The 18,443-nt window shown below is 64.6% G+C and carries 19 protein-coding genes; 7 read left to right on the top strand and 12 right to left on the bottom strand.

Annotated features, from left to right (window positions below):
• Window positions 1-93 precede the first annotated feature (93 nt).
• Entirely contained in the window at window positions 94-993 is a 900-nt protein-coding gene (locus ABH924_RS20760; protein ID WP_404501866.1) for a glycerophosphodiester phosphodiesterase family protein, read from the bottom strand.
• A 131-nt stretch (window positions 994-1,124) separates the two neighbouring features.
• On the opposite strand from ABH924_RS20760, the gene ABH924_RS20755 reads away from it, so the two are divergent.
• Entirely contained in the window at window positions 1,125-2,405 is a 1,281-nt protein-coding gene (locus ABH924_RS20755; protein ID WP_404501903.1) for a DUF445 domain-containing protein, read from the top strand.
• A gap of 258 nt (window positions 2,406-2,663) precedes the next feature.
• Here ABH924_RS20755 and ABH924_RS20750 read toward each other — a convergent pair whose 3' ends face one another.
• From ABH924_RS20750 to ABH924_RS20735, 4 genes are read right to left on the bottom strand one after another with little or no spacing between them, the layout of a single operon-like run.
• A complete protein-coding gene (locus ABH924_RS20750) occupies window positions 2,664-3,611 on the bottom strand; it encodes a biotin-dependent carboxyltransferase family protein (protein WP_404501864.1) in 948 nt (315 codons plus the stop codon).
• On the bottom strand, window positions 3,611-4,258 hold the full coding sequence (gene pxpB, locus ABH924_RS20745; RefSeq protein ID WP_404501862.1) for a 5-oxoprolinase subunit PxpB: 648 nt from the start codon (window positions 4,256-4,258) through the stop codon (window positions 3,611-3,613). Before pxpB ends, ABH924_RS20750 begins: the two co-directional genes overlap by 1 nt.
• On the bottom strand, window positions 4,242-4,991 hold the full coding sequence (locus ABH924_RS20740; RefSeq protein ID WP_404501860.1) for a LamB/YcsF family protein: 750 nt from the start codon (window positions 4,989-4,991) through the stop codon (window positions 4,242-4,244). The genes pxpB and ABH924_RS20740 overlap by 17 nt, the downstream gene beginning before the upstream one ends.
• On the bottom strand, window positions 4,975-5,778 hold the full coding sequence (locus ABH924_RS20735) for a hypothetical protein (RefSeq protein WP_404501858.1): 804 nt from the start codon (window positions 5,776-5,778) through the stop codon (window positions 4,975-4,977). Before ABH924_RS20735 ends, ABH924_RS20740 begins: the two co-directional genes overlap by 17 nt.
• Window positions 5,779-5,911: 133 nt before the next feature.
• Between ABH924_RS20735 and ABH924_RS20730 the strand changes: the two genes are divergently transcribed.
• The 5 genes from ABH924_RS20730 (at window position 5,912) to ABH924_RS20710 (ending at window position 9,408) form a co-directional block, all read left to right on the top strand.
• Complete coding sequence (locus ABH924_RS20730; protein WP_234754026.1) at window positions 5,912-6,058, top strand: hypothetical protein; 147 nt, start codon at window positions 5,912-5,914, stop codon at window positions 6,056-6,058.
• A gap of 33 nt (window positions 6,059-6,091) precedes the next feature.
• Entirely contained in the window at window positions 6,092-6,805 is a 714-nt protein-coding gene (locus ABH924_RS20725; RefSeq protein ID WP_234754027.1) for a DNA alkylation repair protein, read from the top strand.
• A 150-nt stretch (window positions 6,806-6,955) separates the two neighbouring features.
• Window positions 6,956-8,239, top strand: coding sequence for a macrolide family glycosyltransferase (locus ABH924_RS20720; protein WP_404501856.1), 1,284 nt, complete (start codon window positions 6,956-6,958; stop codon window positions 8,237-8,239).
• Between the two features lie 31 nt (window positions 8,240-8,270).
• Complete coding sequence (locus ABH924_RS20715) at window positions 8,271-8,909, top strand: hypothetical protein (protein ID WP_404501854.1); 639 nt, start codon at window positions 8,271-8,273, stop codon at window positions 8,907-8,909.
• 88 nt (window positions 8,910-8,997) lie between these two features.
• Complete coding sequence (locus tag ABH924_RS20710; RefSeq protein WP_404501852.1) at window positions 8,998-9,408, top strand: DUF6855 family protein; 411 nt, start codon at window positions 8,998-9,000, stop codon at window positions 9,406-9,408.
• Between the two features lie 8 nt (window positions 9,409-9,416).
• On the opposite strand, the gene ABH924_RS20705 is transcribed toward ABH924_RS20710, so the two are convergent.
• Window positions 9,417-9,950 (bottom strand): MarR family winged helix-turn-helix transcriptional regulator, encoded by a 534-nt coding sequence (locus ABH924_RS20705; RefSeq protein ID WP_404501850.1) that lies wholly within the window; start codon window positions 9,948-9,950, stop codon window positions 9,417-9,419.
• A gap of 108 nt (window positions 9,951-10,058) precedes the next feature.
• On the opposite strand from ABH924_RS20705, the gene ABH924_RS20700 reads away from it, so the two are divergent.
• Entirely contained in the window at window positions 10,059-11,282 is a 1,224-nt protein-coding gene (locus tag ABH924_RS20700; protein WP_404501848.1) for an FAD-dependent oxidoreductase, read from the top strand.
• A 39-nt stretch (window positions 11,283-11,321) separates the two neighbouring features.
• Here ABH924_RS20700 and ABH924_RS20695 read toward each other — a convergent pair whose 3' ends face one another.
• The 6 genes from ABH924_RS20695 to ABH924_RS20670 all read right to left on the bottom strand — a co-directional run bounded on the left by ABH924_RS20695 (window position 11,322) and on the right by ABH924_RS20670 (window position 18,345).
• Window positions 11,322-12,095, bottom strand: coding sequence for a hypothetical protein (locus ABH924_RS20695; RefSeq protein ID WP_404501846.1), 774 nt, complete (start codon window positions 12,093-12,095; stop codon window positions 11,322-11,324).
• A 184-nt stretch (window positions 12,096-12,279) separates the two neighbouring features.
• The gene (locus tag ABH924_RS20690) at window positions 12,280-14,670 is read right to left on the bottom strand and encodes a glycoside hydrolase family 65 protein (RefSeq protein ID WP_404501844.1); all 2,391 of its coding nucleotides are present in this window, start codon (window positions 14,668-14,670) and stop codon (window positions 12,280-12,282) included.
• 39 nt (window positions 14,671-14,709) lie between these two features.
• A complete protein-coding gene (locus ABH924_RS20685; protein ID WP_234754035.1) occupies window positions 14,710-15,447 on the bottom strand; it encodes an HAD family phosphatase in 738 nt (245 codons plus the stop codon).
• A gap of 17 nt (window positions 15,448-15,464) precedes the next feature.
• Window positions 15,465-16,475, bottom strand: a complete 1,011-nt coding sequence (locus ABH924_RS20680; protein WP_234754036.1) for a LacI family DNA-binding transcriptional regulator — start codon at window positions 16,473-16,475, stop codon at window positions 15,465-15,467.
• Window positions 16,476-16,629: 154 nt separating this feature from the next.
• Window positions 16,630-17,247: an alpha/beta hydrolase gene (locus ABH924_RS20675; RefSeq protein ID WP_404501841.1), complete on the bottom strand. Its 618-nt coding sequence runs from the start codon at window positions 17,245-17,247 to the stop codon at window positions 16,630-16,632.
• A 66-nt stretch (window positions 17,248-17,313) separates the two neighbouring features.
• Entirely contained in the window at window positions 17,314-18,345 is a 1,032-nt protein-coding gene (locus tag ABH924_RS20670; protein WP_404501901.1) for an amidohydrolase family protein, read from the bottom strand.
• Window positions 18,346-18,443: the final 98 nt, after the last annotated feature.

The following is an 18,443-nucleotide window of genomic DNA, read 5'->3' as shown; positions in this document are numbered from 1 at the left end:
CGCCCGATAACGACAACAACTGCTGGGCCCACGCCGCCAGGGTTCCCTGGCCGAGCTTGCAAGGCGAGGGTGGCGGTGGGGACCAGTTGGGCCCTAAAGCTGGGCCAGGACCTGCGCTGGCTTGTTCGTGGTGATCTCGTGGATGCCCAGGCCTTGGCAGAGGGCTACATCGTTCTCCGAATCGACGGTCCACACCCGGAAGCGGCGGCCTGATTCAAGCCAGCGCTGGACGGTGCGGGCGTGCTTGCGCACGTAGTCGATGCCCGGGCCGGCCAGTCCGACCTCACCGTCGTCCAGGATCCGTTCGCCTTCCTGCTGGGCTGCCTTCATCACGTTGGCCACCGCTCCCCCGGTGATGACGCCCAGGCCGAGTTCATCGCGGATTTCCTCCACCGTGACATCGTCCACCAGCTGGCAGATGTGCTCCGCGGGAACGAACTGGAGCAGGTGCTTGACGGAATCCGGGCTGAAACTCATGAAGGAAACCTGGATGTTGTCCAGCATTGAGGTCTCTGGGTTCCATCCTTCGCTGCCCAGAAGCTCGAGCACGCGGTCTTCAAGCTTGAGCTGGTACGGGCTGGGGTGCTTGAGCTCGATGGCCAGGCCGATGGTCCTGCCGGCATCGCGCAGGATGTCCAGCAACTCCGGGAGCGTCAGGAGCTGGTCCGACTTTGCGCCGTACTGGTCCGGAATCCGGGCGCCCTTCCAGGAGGAGAAATCCAACTGCCGCAACTCTTCGAGCGTCTTCTCGGCCACAGGACCGGTGCCGTCCGAGGTACGGTCCAGGTTTGCGTCGTGAAGCAGGACCACGTGCTGGTCCCTGGTCAGGTGAACGTCGCACTCGACGCCGTCGGCGCCTTCGGCGATTGCCTTCAGGTATGCGGCACGCGTGTGCTCCGCAAATGCGGCACTGGCTCCGCGGTGGGCGTAGACCATGGGCCGCGTGTTTTGCTCCGTGCTTTGGTCTGGGCGACCGGGCTCGTCATTCATCATGGGGATACGGTAGCCCACGCCCATGACAGCGACGGGGCTACGCTGGGCACATGCAGGTGAACTCTGAACAAATCCCGGTGACGGACAGCAATAGTGACCCGGCCGGGGAGGCCACCCGGCGCCCAGGTGCCATGAACAGCTCCACGGTTGCGGCCGGCGTCGGGCAACGAAACGGTGACGCCGAAAAGGCCGCTGCCCTGCGTCGGATGAAGTCGGTGGCCCTGGCGCTCCTGATTGCGATGGCCGTGGTTTTCACTGCTGCTTTCGCCTTGCAGAGGCAATATCCATGGATGGAATATGTGCGGGCCGCTGCCGAGGGCGGCATGGTGGGAGCGTTGGCCGACTGGTTCGCCGTCACGGCCCTGTTCAAATACCCCATGGGCCTGAAAATCCCGCACACGGCCATCATTCCGCGACGCAAGGATCAGATCGGCGCTTCGCTTGGGGAATTCGTGGAGACCAACTTCCTGTCCGAGCAAGTGGTCCAGGAGAAGCTCGCGAGCGTGGACATCGCCCGGAAAGCCGGCAAGTGGCTTGCCTCCCCGGGCGGCCCGGAGCGTATCGCAAAGGAAGGTTCAGCACTGATCCGCGGAGCGTTCACCGTGCTGAACGACGACGACGTCCAGGCAGTGATCGAGGGCATGGTCCGCAAGCACCTGCTCACTCCGCCGTGGGGACCGCCCGTGGGCCGGATGGCCGAACGGATCTTTGCCGACGGCCACCACCACAAGCTCGTCGATCTGCTGGTTGACCGCGCGGCGGACTGGGTGGAAGCGAACCACTCCACGGTAAACCGGCTTGTGTCCGACCGTTCGCCCCTCTGGGTTCCGTCCTTCGTGGACGACATCGTAGGCGACCGGGTCTACAACGAAATCGCCAAGTTCATCCGGGCGGTGCAGCAGGATCCCGATCATCAAGTCCGCCAATCGATCGATACATACCTCGGCGATCTTGCCCAGGATCTTCAGCATGATCCTGCAATGATTGCGCGGGCCGAGGCGATCAAGACCCAGGTGCTTGGTGATCCCGAGGTCCGCGAACTCGCTTCCCGCACGTGGGGCACCATCAAGGACGCGCTGCTCACCGCCGTCGACGATCCCGACAGCGAACTGACGCAGCGTTTCAAGAGCGCCGTCCGGGACTTTGGTTCGCGGCTGGTCAGCGATGACGAGCTGGCCGGCAAGGTCAATGCCTGGATCGGTGATGCTGCCGGGTACCTCGTCAAAACGTACCGTTCCGAAATCGCGGGGGTAATCACGGACACCGTCGCGCGCTGGGATGCTGAGGAAACCTCGCAAAAGATCGAACTCCAGGTCGGCAAGGACCTGCAGTACATCCGCATCAACGGCACCGTGGTGGGATCGCTGGCCGGGCTCGCGATCTTCACGGTGGCGCACTTGGTGTTCGGCTGACGCGGGTTTAGCCCGCCAGCAACAAGGGGACATGCCCACCGCTCGCAGCAAGCATTGGACATAATCCCAATATGTCCACTCCACGTACCCACGAAGGCGCATGTCCAATGTGGGTACCCGGCAGGCAGCACGGGACATGCCCAGCCCTGCCCCTGACCAACGGACATATTCCCATCATGTCCACTCCACATACCCAGGAAGGCGCATGTCCAACGCGGCGTGCGTACCAGCGAGGCGCATGTCCAGTGGGGGGAACCCTCAGCCCAGGAAACGGATCCGCTGGCCGGGGCGGGCTTGGCCTAACAAGTCCAGATCCGCGCGACGCACCACGGCAATCACGGGGTAGCCACCCGTAACGGGATGATCTGCCAGGAATACCGTTGGAAGGCCCGAAGGCGGAACCTGCAGTGCGCCGAGCACCATGCCTTCGCTGGGCAGTTCCTCGAGGCGGGTCTGGGTGAGCGGACGGCCCACCAGCCGGGCACCGATCCTGTTGGAATCAGGCGACAGGATCCATTCCTGACTGACAAGGCGGCGCCAGGAGTCGTCGTCGAACCAGTCTGCCCGGGGGCCGCGGTCCACGCGGGCTGTGATGGCCCGCCCGGGATCAGGAGCGCGGCGGATGGCAGGGAGAGCATGCGCACTGTTGATGGTCCCAATGCCCGCGCCGGCCCCAGGTCCGGACCCAGGTCCGGACCCGTGCCGGGGAACGGAATCCGTTCCGGAAACCAGGCCGTTGCCCGCGGAAACACGCCCGATTCCCAACTGCCCGCCCGGTTTCAACGGCGCGGGGCCTTCACCGGAGAGCATGTCCGTGCTTCTTGAACCGAGGAGCTTGGGCACATCGATGCCGCCCTGCACTGCAAGGTAATACCGCAGTCCGAACAGCGGAGCACCGAAATCCAGCACCGCACCCGGAGCCACCCGCACGACTTGGTTCAGCGGAATCTCGGCGCCGTTGAGCATCACGATTCCTTCCGCGCCTGCCACGGCGACCGTCGACGCCGTGACGAACCTCAGGCGAAGCCCGCCCAGCAATATTTCCAGACCGGCAGCTTCCGCAGGATTCCCCACCAGCAGATTGGCAAGCCGGAGTGATTGCCGGTCGAGGGCGCCGGAAGGGCTCAGTCCCAGCGAAGCCCAGCCGTGCCGGCCAAGGTCCTCCACCAAGGTGAGTGGGCCGGGGTTCACCACTACGATCCCCATCAGGCCTCCACGAACCGGACCAGGTCACCCGGCCGGATCAGCGCGGGCTCGGCTTTGGACGCGTCCCAAAGTGCCGCCGTCGTGGTTCCGATCAATTGCCAACCGCCCGGAGAGGATCGCGGGTAGACGCCGCTGAACTCGCCTGCGAGGCCAACCGAGCCGGCCGGCACGGCCGTGCGCGGAGTGTTTCGACGCGGTACGCGGAGCCGCTCATGCGTGGTGACCAGGTACACGAAGCCGGGCGCGAAGCCGGAGAAGGCGGCCGTCCACTCCGAGCTCGTGTGAAGCTTGACCATTTCGGCCTCGCTCATGCCGAGGAGCTGTGCCGTCTCGGCAAGGTCGGGGCCGCCGTAGGAGACCTCGATGGTCACTTCGCGGCCCGAGCCGGAGACCCCCGCTGCCGGTTCCGCGGACTCCAGCCAGTCGCGGACTTCGGAGGGGCGGATCGTCTCGGGATCGAAGGTGACGAGGACGGTTCGGGCGGCAGGCACGACGTCGATGATCCCCGGCGGCGCAGAAACGCCGGCCGACGTGCCGGCCCCGGTCAGCCCGCGGTAGTACGCGACGACGGCGGCGAGTCCGGGCAGTTCCACCAAGAAGGCGCTGTCGCCGCAGGGCAGAAGCGTCCGGTCAGGCGAACGATTCAATCTCCACACCAGCTTCCTCAAGACCAGCGCGCACCGCCGCAGCCAGCTCAACAGCACCCGGGGTGTCGCCATGGATGCACAAGGAATCGGGCTTCACCCGGACCACCGTGCCGTCCACGGCCAGCACCTCGCCCCGCTCGGCAAAGCGCACGGCCCGCTCAACTACCGCGGCGGCGTCGTGCACCACCGCGCCTTCCTGCGAGCGCGGCACCAACGTTCCGTCCGGCATGTAGCCGCGGTCCACGAAAGCCTCCCGGAACACCGGGTGCCCGGATTCCTCGGCGAGGCGCAGCAGCGCCGAGCCCGGCAGGCCAAGGACAGGTAGCCCGGGATCGTACGCGTGAATCGCGGCCACTACGGCTTCGGCCTGCTCGACGTCGTTGACGATCCTGTTGTACAGGGCACCGTGGGGCTTGACGTAGTCCACGGAAGCGCCCACCGCGTGCGCCATGCCGTCCAGGGCGCCAAGCTGGTAGAGGACGTCGCCGAAGAGCTCATCGAAGGACATGTCCATCGCTCGGCGCCCGAAGCCGTGCAGGTCCCGGTAGCCCACGTGGGCGCCGACCCGGACGTCGAGCTCGAAGGCGGCACGGCAGCTGTCCAGCATGGTTACCGGGTCCCCGGCGTGGAAGCCGCAGGCAACGTTGGCACTGCTGACAATCCGGAACATTGAAGCGTCGTTCCCCATGGTCCAGGAGCCGAACGACTCCCCCGAATCAGCGTTGAGATCCACTATTTCCGCCTTCCAGCGCGTTCTGGCGGGCGGCTGGAACCAGCTCGCCCGGAATGATGTCCGGCATGGGACCGAATGCTTCCCTCGCCGAGGCCGCTACGGCACGCCCCATGACACGGTTCCCGATTCCGCCCACCACGGCCCCCACGCCGAAAGGCAGGGCACGGCCGAGGAAAGCGGCGCCTTGGCGCCTGACGAGGCGCTTGAGGAAGGCGCGCTGGATGGCGTCGCGAATGACCCCGAATCCTCCGCCAGGCAGCTTTTTGGTGAGGGTCTTGCCCCAGGCCTGCGTGACGCCTTTGCCTTTGCCGAGCGATTGTCCGCTCAGCGCACCCAGCAGGGCGGTGCCTTCCTCGCCGAGCATGATGGCCATGACCATGGTTCGAGCACGGTCCGGATCGGTCAGGCGGATGCCGTGGAGCTCGGCGAGGGAAGCGGCGTAAAGCGCGGTTCCTTCCAGGAATCCGATGGTGGCAAGCGCGGAAAGGCCCAGCGAGGCTGCGGTGCCGATACCGGGCACGACGGCGGTTGCCCCGACGGCGGCACCCCCGCCGGTGACTGCGGCGAGGTAGTCGCGCTCCAGTTTGGCGGCCAGCTGCGCCGCCGTGGCCTGCGGGTGTTTGCGCTGCAGGCGGCGCAGGTTTGCCAAGACGAGGGGACGTTGGACCTCGACGGCCCGAAGCAGCACATTGTGGACACCGGGCTTGGCTTTGCCGCTGGCGTCGAACATGGCGTTGTGCGCCGTTTCCTGCGCAATCTTTACTGCCTGGTTGGGTCGCTTTGCCATTTTTCACCTCTGCATTCAGCCGTTGGATTCGTTCGGTAGTTCCTTGGCCTAGCCTAGGCCACACGCACCCTCCCCGGCGTAGACTTTAAGGCGTTCGCGGGAACAGTCCAACGAAGGACAGGAAGTATCCGGAATGGAAAAAGCAGCAGAGTCCAACGACGTCCGGCACCACAGTGACGCCCCTGCTGAAGGGGAAACCGAGGGCTGGGTGTCCCACGATACCGGCCTTCATAGCCAGGAACCTGCCGAAGGGCCGGATACCGACGACGCCCCCGCATAGTAGCGTTCAGCCTGCGAAATCGGGGGCCCGAAAGTGGCTTCGCACGGAGTGCTCGTCCCTCCGGGGGATACTCAACCGGGGCAACTGTTGGCGCGCGTCCTCGACGAACTGCGCGCTTTGGAGAAGCACGACGCCGCGAGCTTCCGCACCGTCCGCCGCAGGGTTTCCGCGGAAATCGCCACGATGGACGCCGCCGTCGTCTTCAGTCTCGCCGAAGGGCTTGTAGCAGCTGGCTTTGACTGGGAGGGATGGGAATTCATCAATTCCCATCGGGCGGCTTTCGCTGAGCTGACGCCAGCCCGGCTTGAACACTTAGGAGAAGGCATCGCTACTTGGGGCCAGGCCGATGCCTTCGCGACCGACTTAGTCGGACCCGCGTGGCGCGAAGGGCTCATCTCGGACGCCGATGTCGACCGCTGGGCGCGGAACCCGGACCATTGGTGGCGGCGCATAGCGCTTGTCTCCACTACCGTGCTCAACACGAGATCGCGATGGGGAACCGGCGATACGCAACGGACGCTCGGCGTCGTCGGCATCTTGATCAATGATCGCGACGACAGCGTGGTCAAGGCAGTCAGCTGGGCGTTGCGGTCCTTGGTGCCGTGGGATCCGCGAGCGGTCCGGACCTTCCTTGAAATGCATGAGACGGAGCTTGCCGCCCGCGTGAAGCGCGAGGTGCGGACCAAGTTGGAGACCGGGCTGAAATCGCGCCGGCGCAGCGTTCATGCCACTGACCTTTCGAACTGAGCATCTACTGTTCTGTGACCGGAGGGTGGGCCCCCTCCGGCGAGGGCCCCGGCCTGAGCTTGCGAAGGTTGGGAGCCGGAAGGTGGGCCCCCTCCGGCGAGGGCCCCGGCCTGAGCTTGCGAAGGTTGGGAGCCGGAAGGGAGTGGCGCCGTGCACATAGCCTTCATCTGTTTGCCTGCAGCGGGCCATGTGAACCCGACGTTGCCAGTGGTCGCAGAGCTGGTTCGCCGGGGCCACCGGGTCACGTATGCGACCTCGGCGAAGTACTCGAAGGCGATCGAATCTGCCGGCGCCGTATTCTTTCCCAGTGGAGAGGACCTGGCGGCCTTCCTTCCCCCGCGCGAACATTCCGCTGAAGGCGCCCCGGCGCCGGCAGATGGCGGCCCGTCACCGATGGCGGGGATGTTCGCCGGAATGGCGTCCGGAATGATGTCGGGACTGCTTGAACGGATTCTCAAGGGCGCAAGGGAGGAATTCCCGGCGCTGCTGGCCCGGCTAGCCGAGGACCCGCCGGACGGGGTGTGCTATGACGCGATGACGCTCTCGGGGAAGATGGCTGCCGCGAAGTTGGCCTTGCCCGATATTGCGTTGCTTCCGAGCTATGCCACCAATGAACATTTCTCGATGCGGGATCTCATGCCTGGCCCGCCGCCGCCAGGCATGGTCGAGGCCTGGAAACAGGCCAGCCAGCGGATCAATGATTTCGCGGCAGAGCATGGCGTGGGTCATCTGCAATTCATGGGAGGCCCTCCTGCATCGCTGAACATCTCCTTCATCCCGAGGGAATTCCAGCCCTCGGGAGAGACATTCGATGCCAGGTTCCACTTTGTGGGCCCATGCCTCGGCCTGCGGGGCAACGAGGAGGCCTGGCAGCCCCGGACGAAGGACAGGCCGCTGTTGTTCGTCTCGCTTGGCACCACACCGTTGAATGACCGGCCGGATTTCTTCAAGATGTGCCTGGAAGGATTTGCGGGCACCCACTGGCAGGTTGCCATGGCAATCGGAGAGCGCGTCGAGGAGTCCGAGCTGGGGGAGATCCCGGAAAACTTTGAGGTACGGCCCTTCTTTCCACAGCTGGAAGTCCTACCGCACGCCAACGCTTTCCTTTCCCACACCGGGATGAATTCGACCATGGAGGCGCTTTATTTCGGGGTTCCGTTGGTAGCTTTCCCGCTGCAGCCCGAACAGGGAGCCAATGCACGCCGGGTGGAGGACCTGGGACTCGGGCGCCGTCTCCCCTTGGAGCGGCTCTCCCCTGAGCTGATCCGGGAAACTGTCATTGAAGTCAGCGGCGACGAGGCGATCCGGGGCAACCTCGAGGCAATGAGCGCGCGCGTCCGCGGTTCCGGCGGAGCCTCCGCAGCCGCCGACGCCATCGAGGACTTCCTGCGCGGCCTCGCCGTCCGCCTTCCAGTGCCGCCCGATGCTCTGTAGCGTGTAGCCAACACCACGACGGGAGGGCCTCATGCGCTGGATGAACGCTCCCGCCGGTACGCCCTGGAACAACCCATGGCCGCACGACATGGTGATCAGCGTCGAGGACCGCTCGCTGCCGCTGAACGAGCTTCTGTTCATCCGGCACGCTTGGGGCTTGGCCCCCGACGCCGACATTCCCGCACTCTCACCCCGTCCAGATGCGGGGACCTCACGGACCCCTGGTTCGGCGAGCGTCGCGGAGTGGGAGGAAAGGTGGCAGACTGCCTGGAAGCGTGCCTGGGACTGGTACGAGATGAGGGAACGGACCGCGGAAAACAGGCCCACACCCGAGGCGATCCGGCAGGTCACCCGCCCGGGTCAACCGCTCCATCCGTTCATTCCACCATTGTGGAGTTCTGAATACGGCAACGAGGGCGTGGACCAGGCGGCTTTCCATGCTTGGCACAATTCCCTGGTCCCTGCCGTTCCGCCGACTGCGGAACGCGATAGCCTGCAGGCTTTGATTCCGGCCTGGGAGAGCGGCCTGGAAGAAATCATCGTTCTCCCCTACGCCGGCTTCTATGCCAAACGCATCAGCCGGCGGCAACTAGTTGTTTCGGCGGTGACGCGGAACGAGCCCGCGAGCTACAGCCGGGCATTGGTGGTTCGGCTAGCCGAGGGCGGCTAAGCCCGGGCTGGCCCCGCAGACATTCGGCCAGGCCCTGTGTAGCGTGTAGCCAACACCCGCGCGACGCCCCCAGGAAGGACACCGTGACATGGCCGCTGGATCCAAGGAAGACCCCTGGAAGCTCACCACCCCGCCCGGCTCCTCCGACTACACGATGTACCGGGACGAAGCAGGTGATCCGCCCGCGATCGTTTGCCAGGTGGGCTCCACGACCCTCAAATACCATCTGAGCGCCATCGAGGACCTGCATGCGTGGCTACTCCAGCAAGGCGATTGGGTGCCGCTCGGGGCCGCCGACGAGAACAAGCCCGCCGCCGAAGGCACGGTTGAGGCCTGGGGTCGCGACGAAGGCAATCCGGTGGGCGGTTGGTACGGCCTGCGCAAGGGATACCGCGGTCGCTTCGGTATGTACATGCCACCGCTCATGGAAGCACTTGGGCTCGCCGAACTCACCCATGAGAAGCGGAACAACAGCATGCGGGGCATCGCGCCGAAGTAGGGAGCAACTCAGGCGGGGTTCGACGACGGCGCGGGGCCGCCGTCGTCGTGCGCGTCACCGCCGGATGCGGCACCCAACCGCCCGGCTGCGTCCTGCTGGATCCGTGCGGCTTTGGAGGAGTAGTCCGCGATGACGCGGAGTTCTTCGTCGCTGTAGCCCTCCAACAGGCTCGCGAGGCCGCCCATGAAGTCGACGAAATGGGGCATTGCGGCAGTCACCTGGTCCCCCACGAGCTCGATCAGGACCTTCCGTTTGTCCCCTTCGTGCCGGACCCTGCGTGCCACACCCTTGTTCTCGAGCCGTTGCATCAATCCGGTGACCGAGGCCGGAGCCAGCCCGGAATGTTCGCCGAATTCCCCCGCCGTCATGGGTCCGAAGCGCAGTAGGATGTCGATCGCCTTGCCCTCCGTCGCCGACAGTCCGCGCAGCTCGGAGAGCTTTGTGTGGAACATGACGGCGGCCGTCGAAAGCTCCCGTCCCGAGGCAAAGACCGCCTCAAGCAAGTCTTGGCGCTGCGTACTGACGCCCGGTTGGTTCTCCATCCTCCGAGGCTAGCAAATTACTTCGTCTCACCGAAAGGATTGACGACCCTCGGTGCGAGTCATATATTTCTTTCAACCGAACGAAATAAATTTGCAAAGGACTCCGCCATGTTGAACTGCCTTGTTATCGGATCCGGGATCGCCGGACTCGCCACGGCCATCTCACTTCAGAAAGCCGGCCATCACGCCACCGTGTTCGAGGCCTACAATGGGCCCTCGGACGGCGTGGGCGGCTTCCTCACCGTCGCCGTCAATGGCTTCGATGCCCTGAAAACCCTCGAACTCAAGGATGCAGCTGGCAATCTGGGCTTCAGCACCCCAAAGATGTCCATGTATCTGGGCAGCACCGGAAAACACCTCATCGACTTCGACTACGGCGGATCCCTCCCCGATGGCACCACCGCCCGCACCATGACGCGTTCCGAGCTGTATGGCATGTTCCGCGAGGCGGCAGGCGCCCGCGGAATCCGCGTCGAGTACGGAAAGCGGCTCGCTACGGTGAAGGAAGCGCCCGACGGCGTCACGGCCGTTTTCGCGGACGGCACCTCCGCGCACGGAGACCTGCTGGTGGGCGCCGATGGGCTCCACTCGGCCGTTCGGCCCCTAATTGACCCCTCATCGCCGGCACCCCGCAATATCCCCCTGCTCAACACCGGCGGGATCGTCGAGTCCGGGTTGCTCCCGCCCGGGCTGCTGGACGTCGAACCGGGACGCATGAAGATGGTCTTCGGCAAGCGCTGCTTCTATTGCTACATGCAGGATCCGGAGGGCAGGATCTGGTGGTTTGCCAACCCGCTGCAACGGTCATCGGAGGATCCGGCCGCGCTGGATCACCGGGCCCGCAAGTCCTGGCTGACGCATCTCGTAGCCGGGGACCGCACGCCCATGGCCAAGATCATCGCCGCTACCGGCGGCATCATCCGGCCGTACACGACCTCCGATTTTCCGAGCATTCCCAGTTGGCACCGCGGCAGGCTCGTGCTGGTGGGAGACGCCGCCCACGCTGCATCGCCGTCGTCCGGACAAGGCGCCTCCATGGCCATCGAAGACGCCATCACGCTGGGCCGATCGCTCCGGGGCATCTCGTCATCCGACATCCCCGGCGCCCTGTCCCGCTACGAAAAGGAACGCCGGAACCGGGCGGAATCGGTGGTCGAATGGGGCCGCCGGAACGCCGCCCCGAAGATCCGCGGCCAATTCAAGCGCGTCTTCGAAGACCTTGTGGTGAAGGCCGTCTTCCGCTCACTCGCCCGGAAGACGGCCGACAACTTCGATTGGGTCTATCGCCACCACATCGACTGGGATGCGCCGGAGACGGTGCCGGCGCGCTGAAGTTCGCTCAAGTAAAGCGTCCCCTGCGCCATCCGGGAATCAGCCGTTGGGATAGGCCTGTGCGATCAGTTTCCCGCGGAGCACGGCGATCTGGGCATACATGTCGTGCACCAAATAGAGATCACGACGCCGGGTCCACGGCTGTCCCGACTGCGGATCATAGGTGCCGGGCAGGTCGATACCTTGGGGAGCGAAAGCGTCCATCCCGCGGTCTTGGGTGGTCTGGACACAGCGCTTGATGTGGTCCCGGAATCCAACAATGCCGGCGATCCCCGAAGGCTGAGATCCGCGCAGCTCCTTGACCTGGGCCGCAACGCCGTCCGTGCTCAGATACACAATGGTGCCGTCCGCCGATATGACCGGTTCAATCGAGGTCACTCCGCTCATGTGGTACTTGGACTCGAGGAACCTGGCGATTTCCCACTGGGCGTAGACGGGAACGTTGCGCGTCGCCCGCAGCTTCGCAACCGTGTCGGCGAGGGCTTCGTTGACCGGGCCAGGCTCGTAGAGCACGCGGCTGGGATCTCCGCCTCCTGCCGGTCGTCGGTTGCCGAAACCATAGGCAATGATGAAATCAATGCTCTCGACCGGCTTGGTTGGCGGATGCCAGTTGAATCCGATGTCTTCAATGTGGGGTTCCACGACGGAGGCGGTGGCATGGTCGTCAAGTTCACGTTCCAACGCGTCCAACATGGTGCGTGTGAGCTTTGCATCCTTTCCCCGCTCGGAAGAGTCCGCGAGGGCCGGAGTAGTGGTGAGCAGCGGTGCCGCCGCGGTCAGCAAGGCAGCGGAGGCGAATGTCCGTCGATCCATGGGTAGAGTCCTTTTCCAGAGAGGTCTCCGGAGACCGTATCGGCGTCCCATGAATCAGGAATGAACCGTTCCCGAATAACTCCGAAACCGCAGCTCCCCACCGGCCGTCCCTGATGAATCCACTGCTGAGTAACTGCCGTTTTCGGGTTTCAAAACGACAGTTACTCAGCAATCGATGGGCCGGCTAGACCCGCGCGCTCCCGATCACCGGAAGTCCCGCCGTCGGGAAGAGGCTCGGGAAGACCGACGGCGCCGGGACCGGCACTTCGTCGAGGGGCACACTGACCGTCTCGATGCCGACGACGACCCGCTGCCCGCGCACGCTGACCTCCAAAGGTGCGACACCGGCGTCGGGCGCTGAACCGGGAGCACCTGCATCCGGAACCAGCGCAAGGCTGATGGACCCCGGGTGCAGCTCGACGGACAACAGCCGCCCGCGGATCTTGAGCCGGAAGGACAGGCTGTCCCACTCGGCCGGCAGCCGCGGATCGAAGTGCGGGACCTCGCCCTGATCCCGCATGCCCGCGAAGCCGCACACCAAGGAACTCCAGATGCCGCCGGTGGACGCGATGTGCACGCCGTCAACCGTGTTGTTGTGCGTGTTGTCCAGGTCGATGAACAAGGCCTCGGTGAAATGCTTGAGCGCGACGTCGGAGTAGCCCACCTCGGCCGCCATGATGCCCTGGACGCACGCGGACAAGGTGGAGTCGCCGGTGGTGATGGGATCGTAGAAGTCGAACGCGCGCTGCTTTTCCTCGGCCGTGAAGTCCTGCCACTGCAGGAACATCGCGAGCACCGTGTCCGCCTGCTTGAGGACCTGGTGCCGGTAGATCACCAGCGGGTGGAAGTTGAGCAACAGCGGGTACTTGGACCGCGGCGTGGACCAGTCCCACGGCTCCAGGGTCATGAAGTCGTTGTCCTGGCTGTAGATCTCCATGTCCGGATCGTAGGGAAGGGACATGCGCGCGGCGGCCTGTTGCCACACCATCCGCTCGGTTTCCGGGACGTCCGGGTGTTCCAGTGCCGCAGCGGCTCGCAGGTTAAAGCGGGCCATGACGTTCGTGTAGAGGTTGTCGTTGACCACGGCCGTGTATTCATCCGGGCCGGTGACGCCGTGGATGTGGAACAAGCCGTCCTTGCCGAAGAAGCCCAGCGAAGCCCACATGCGGGCCGTCTCGATCAACAGATCGGCGCCCACTTCGGAGCGGAAGCTGGCGTCGCCGCTTGCCCATTGGTAGCGGTTGGCGGCGAAGGAGATCGCGGCGGCAATGTGGAACTGCGCGGTGCCGGCAGCGTAGTACGCGCTGGCCTCGTGCCCGTTGATGGTGCGCCACGGGAACAGGGCACCATCCACGCTCAGTTCCTTGGCCCGGATCCGGGCGTCGGGAAGCATGGCATGGCGCGATTCCAGCACCTGGCGGGCGGCGGCCGGGTTGGTGTACGTCAGGTACGGCAGCAGGTACACCTCCTGGTCCCAGAAGTAGTGGCCCTCATAGCCCGAGCCGCTGACGCCCTTCGCCGGAATGCCCGCGACTCCGGCACGCGCGGTGGCCTGGGCAAGCTGGAACAGGCTCCAGCGCACGGCCTGCTGCTGTTCGGGCTGGCCGCCAATGGTGATGTCCGCTGTGGACCAATAATCGCGGTAATGGGCCGCACCTTCGGCCAGGAGCGCGTCGAACGGCACGAGTCCCAATTCGGCGTCGGACGCCAGGATCTCGCCGGCCTCTGCTGCGCTTCCGTCGGCGCTGTTCACGACGTAGCTGACGCTCTTCTCCAAGCGGAACGTCTCGCCCTCATTCACGGCCATGACGTAGCGGACCGTGGACTCGTCCTCCCCCACCACGGTTTCGAAGGGCTGGCCTTCCGCGGAAATCCAGTGGTCCACGGCCATGCCGATGCGCTGCCTGGATTCGGCGGTTTCCCAGGCCATGCGCAGGGATCCGTCGGAACCCTGGAGGTGGAGCGGGAGCAGCACCCGGCCGGCGTGGCGGCCGGAGCGGCGGGGGTCGTGGGCCGAGTGGTCCTCCACAGGCTGGTCCTGCCGATTGATCACCAAGGACGTGATGTCCGCAGTCACCTGGCGGTCTGCGGTGAGGCTCAGCTCGATGCCGAGGGAACCCCTGGATTCGATTCCCACGGCGCGGCGCTCCAGCGTGGTGACGGTGGCGCCTGAACGGCATTCCCACGTGACAGCGCACTCGTACACGCCCGTGGCAAAGTCGATGCTGCGGCGGTAGTTCTGCACCGTTGACTCGGCGAGGCCCAGTTGTTCGCCGTCGATGACAATGTTGAAGTTGTTGGCATCCGGGACGTAAACGATCCTTTGTCCTATGCGTGCAAAACCGTAGGCGTTCTCGGCGTGCTTGATGTCCCACGTTTCGTGGAAACCGTTGATGAACGTGCCGGGAAGTTCGGCGTCCGCCCCCGCCGAGTGGGCGCCGCGGATGCCCAGGTGGCCGTTGCCGAGGCTGAAGAGGGTTTCGAGCGGACCGGCGTCACCGGGAACGTGGATGCTCTCCACGAGCTTCCACGGTTCGCAGGGGAATCGCAGCCGGTCGGAGCTGATGAGTGCCATGGACTGTTGGTTCCTTCTGTTTCTGGTGAAACGGCTTGATTAGAGGAGATCATCGAGGTCGTCAACCACGAACGTTGCGCCGGCGTCGAGCAGGGTCTGGTGGCCGGCGCCCCGGTCCACCCCGATCACCGCGCGGAAGTTCCCGGCGCTGCCGGCCTGCACGCCGGACACTGCATCCTCGACGACGACGCAGCCCTCGGCGGGAACGTCCAACAGCTCGGCGGCGTAGCGGAAGGTGGCGGGATCCGGCTTGCCGGGAAGCCCGACGGCGGCGGCCACCTGGCCGTCGACCACCACCGGGAAGTAGCCTTCCAGTCCAGCCGCCTTCAGGACGGCGGGCGCGTTGCGCGAAGAGGACACGACGGCGAGCTTGAGTCCCAGCTCCAAGGCTGCGTGGATGAAGCGGACAGAGCCCGCGTACGGCTCGACGCCACGCGAATCCACGATCTCGTTGAAGATCCGGTTCTTGCGGTTGCCCAGGCCCTGCACGCTGGTGTTGGCGGGATCGTCGTCGGTGGGTCCTTCCGGCAACGTGATTCCACGGGAGGTGAGGAAATCCCGCACTCCATCGAAGCGCGGCTTGCCGTCGATGTGGTCGAAGTAGTCGCTCTCCTGGTAGCCGTCCGGATGGCCTGTTTCAGCCAGGTAGCCGTCGAAGAGCTCCTGCCAGGCCTGCTCATGCACGACGGCGGTTGGCGTGAGCACGCCGTCGAGGTCGAAAAGGAGCGCGGTAGCGCCCGTCCAGGCAGTCTTCTGGGTGGCTCGGGTATCAGTCATGGTGTGGCGTGGTCCGTTCAGCGCTGGCGGCGCGTGGTTTTGCGTTCGATCAGCTTGGTGTCAAGGAAGTGGTTGGAGGGTTCGTTGGGGGCGTCGGTGTTCTGGAGCCGGTCCACCAGCAGGTTGGCGGCGAAGGCACCCTGGTCAGCCACGGGCTGCGCCACTGTGCTCAGGCCAAGGAACCAACTCATGGGGTGGTCGTCGATTCCAATGACGGAGACACTCTTCGGCGCGGACAAGCCATGCTCGCGCATGGCCATCAAGGCTCCGAAAGCCGCCTCGTCGCAGTCCGCAAAGACTGCCGTTGGAAGGCTTCGGTGGGCAATGAGTTCATTCATGGCTTTGCGTCCGCCGTCGATCGTGGAATCCGAGTTGATGACCAAGTCCGGATGAACGGTCAGGTGATGGTCTTTCAATGCCCGGCTGAATCCCTTGAGCCGGTCGCTCGACGTCAGCACCGAGTTCTCTTGCGTTTCGCGGCCGGAAAGCACCGCCAGATCCCAATGACCCAGCCCCAACAGGTGTGAGGTGGCCTGCCAAGCCGCGAGTTCGTCGTCGATCCCTACGTTGTCCCACGGTACGGAAGTCATCCCTACGCTGGCAACTGCAAGGCCGGACGCGGCCAGGAGGGCAACCTCGGATTCGCTCAAATCGACGTTGAGGAGCAGCACGCCGTCCACGCGTTGGGAGAGTCCAAGGAGATCGCCGAAGATCTTCCGCTTGACGCTCGACTTGCCGCGCAGGCTTATCAGGACGGTGTCGAAACCGCTGTCTCCGAACACTTCCTCGGCCGCTTCAACGGCCTGGGCGAAGAACCAGGCGGTGGCGGTGGGAGCAATGATGGCGATGGAACCGGTATTTCCGCCGGCCAGCCGGGCTGCCGCGGAGGATGCCTTGTAACCGAGCTTGGCGGCGGCGTCGGCCACTTTGGCTTGCGCTTTTTCGGACACGTTCGGCAGGTTCCGCAGAGCGCGTGAAACGGTGCAGATGGACAAGCCGGAGAGGACGGCAACGTCCTGGATTGTCACGCGGTGAGCCTTAACCATTCAACACGGCCTCAACCCTTTCATCTTCTGGATTTAGCGCCACATCCTTGCACCGCCGAAGAAGAGTGTAAGCGCTTACAATTTTGGCAATCAAGAGTTGTTTTCCAGCACCCTCGAATGTGACGCGGACCTCACCTCAGCGGAGGACGTAAAACCGCAGAAACGCGTTGACATCCATCATTTCCCGGGCCTCGATCCGGTGGCCCATGCCCGGGTAGGTTCTCGCGGTGAGAGCCATGTTCTTGTTGAGCCATTCCTCGGTGTGCTCAATGGCATCACTGAAGATCACGGGATCGGCCTTGTCCCTCCCCCAGAAGAACGGCGGCGGTGAGTCGAAGGATTCGCTGAGCGCCAGAAGGTCGTTTTCCAGCACGAATCCGGAGAGGCCCACGGTGGCTTTGAAGCCTTCCGGACGAAGCCGCAGAAGCGTACTGGCCATGGCCATGCCCTGGGAATAGCCCAGGAGGCTCACGCTGCTGTGGTTGCGCTTGACCGAGTCAATCCAGGCGAAAACCTTGTTGGTGGCGGTGATAACGTCCGCAAAGTCGTTGGCGAGGAAGTAGTCAAGCAGGAACCAACCGTAGTGGTCCCCGATCGGCATAGGTCCGCGGAGCGCGGCGCAACTGAATTCCCCGGGAATCTGGGGAAAGAGATTCACCATTCGCTGCTCGTCCGTGCCGTACCCGTGCATCATCACGAGGAGCGGCGTCCCAGCGCGCTCATTTTCCGGCTTGGACCAGACGACTGTTTCCATGGGCCACAGCTTAGTGGGGGCGGCTTGGCAGCGGGCGGCGGCCTCTCGAGCCCGCTGCGCGGGCGGCTACTGATTGGCGATGACCTGCCCAGCCTTGATGACTGTACGCATGCGACTTTCGTCCCAGAGCACCGACGGTTCTTCGACGGGGTTTCCGTCCAGGATGACCAGGTCTCCACAGGCTCCTTCGGCTATGCGCCCAAGGTCATCGCGACGCAACAGAGCCGCGTTGGTCGATGTTGCCGAGCGGAGGGCATCGTAGACACCCAGCGCTTCGCATTGCAGGCGGAGCCCGGCCAGTTGCTCATCCTCCAACTCCCCCATGAGGTCCGTACCAAATCCAATCCGGACTCCCGCGTCGCGGGCCAACTCGACGGCGTTCCGGCCGGCATTCAGCACTTCCCGGTTCTTGGCCGCTCCTACCTCCGTGAGACCGATTTCTTCGCCGCGCCGGGCCATCGCGTCGTAGGTCGCCAAAGTTGGTACCAGATAGACCTCATTGTCAGCCATCAAGCGGGCAGTTTCGGCGTCCAATAGATTGCCGTGCTCAATACAGCGAACCCCGTTGAGTACCGAATGACGGATGGCCTCGGGCGAGTAAGCGTGGGCCGTGGCATAGCTGCCCCGGCGGGACGCCTCTTCCGTTACCGCGCGGATTTCAGCCGCGCTGTACTGCGGAACCCTGATGGGGTCGACGGGCGAAATGACCCCGCCGGATGTCATGAGCTTGATGGCCGTGGCCCCAGTGCGGAAGCGGCGGCGCACGGCCTGCAGCAGCTCATCCGCGCCGTCCACCACTTCGCACATGTGCCCGCCATGGAAGCAACCGCCGTCGTCCGCGGCCCGGATGTCACCGTGGCCACCTGTCTGGCTCAGCGCCGGTCCGGTAAAGAAATACCTCGGACCTGCGTACAAGCCTTCGTCGATGGCATTGGCAAGGCCTATGTCTCCCCCGGCCACGTCACGGACGCTCGTGAAGCCCCGGTTCAAGGCCGCCTCAAGTCGCCGGGCCCCTGCGAGCGCAGAGTAGCTCAATGGCCCTGTTTCGTTCTTGGCGGCAGCCAAGCTGAGCGCGTAGGCATGGAAATGCGCATCGATGAGTGGGCTGCCCTGGAGATTTCGGACAGCGGTACCCCATGAAACGATGGGGATTACCGGAATGAGGAATCACCAGAATGTCATCAACCCGTCGCAGG

The organism is Arthrobacter sp. GAS37 (assembly GCF_044908325.1).
In the GTDB taxonomy this organism is placed as follows: domain Bacteria; phylum Actinomycetota; class Actinomycetes; order Actinomycetales; family Micrococcaceae; genus Arthrobacter; species Arthrobacter ramosus.
This window is presented reverse-complemented; position numbering and strand designations above follow the sequence as displayed.

Excerpts from the sequence above, each read along its gene's own strand:
- ABH924_RS20760 (WP_404501866.1), bottom strand. The coding sequence starts at position 993 with ATGATGAATGACGAGCCCGGTCGCCCAGACCAAAGCACGGAGCAAAAC.
- ABH924_RS20755 (WP_404501903.1), top strand. The coding sequence starts at position 1,125 with ATGAACAGCTCCACGGTTGCGGCCGGCGTCGGGCAACGAAACGGTGAC.
- ABH924_RS20750 (WP_404501864.1), bottom strand. The coding sequence starts at position 3,611 with ATGGGGATCGTAGTGGTGAACCCCGGCCCACTCACCTTGGTGGAGGAC.
- ABH924_RS20735 (WP_404501858.1), bottom strand. The coding sequence starts at position 5,778 with ATGGCAAAGCGACCCAACCAGGCAGTAAAGATTGCGCAGGAAACGGCG.
- ABH924_RS20730 (WP_234754026.1), top strand. The coding sequence starts at position 5,912 with ATGGAAAAAGCAGCAGAGTCCAACGACGTCCGGCACCACAGTGACGCC.
- ABH924_RS20715 (WP_404501854.1), top strand. The coding sequence starts at position 8,271 with ATGCGCTGGATGAACGCTCCCGCCGGTACGCCCTGGAACAACCCATGG.
- ABH924_RS20710 (WP_404501852.1), top strand. The coding sequence starts at position 8,998 with ATGGCCGCTGGATCCAAGGAAGACCCCTGGAAGCTCACCACCCCGCCC.
- ABH924_RS20705 (WP_404501850.1), bottom strand. The coding sequence starts at position 9,950 with ATGGAGAACCAACCGGGCGTCAGTACGCAGCGCCAAGACTTGCTTGAG.
- ABH924_RS20700 (WP_404501848.1), top strand. The coding sequence starts at position 10,059 with ATGTTGAACTGCCTTGTTATCGGATCCGGGATCGCCGGACTCGCCACG.
- ABH924_RS20695 (WP_404501846.1), bottom strand. The coding sequence starts at position 12,095 with ATGGATCGACGGACATTCGCCTCCGCTGCCTTGCTGACCGCGGCGGCA.
- ABH924_RS20690 (WP_404501844.1), bottom strand. The coding sequence starts at position 14,670 with ATGGCACTCATCAGCTCCGACCGGCTGCGATTCCCCTGCGAACCGTGG.
- ABH924_RS20685 (WP_234754035.1), bottom strand. The coding sequence starts at position 15,447 with ATGACTGATACCCGAGCCACCCAGAAGACTGCCTGGACGGGCGCTACC.
- ABH924_RS20675 (WP_404501841.1), bottom strand. The coding sequence starts at position 17,247 with ATGGAAACAGTCGTCTGGTCCAAGCCGGAAAATGAGCGCGCTGGGACG.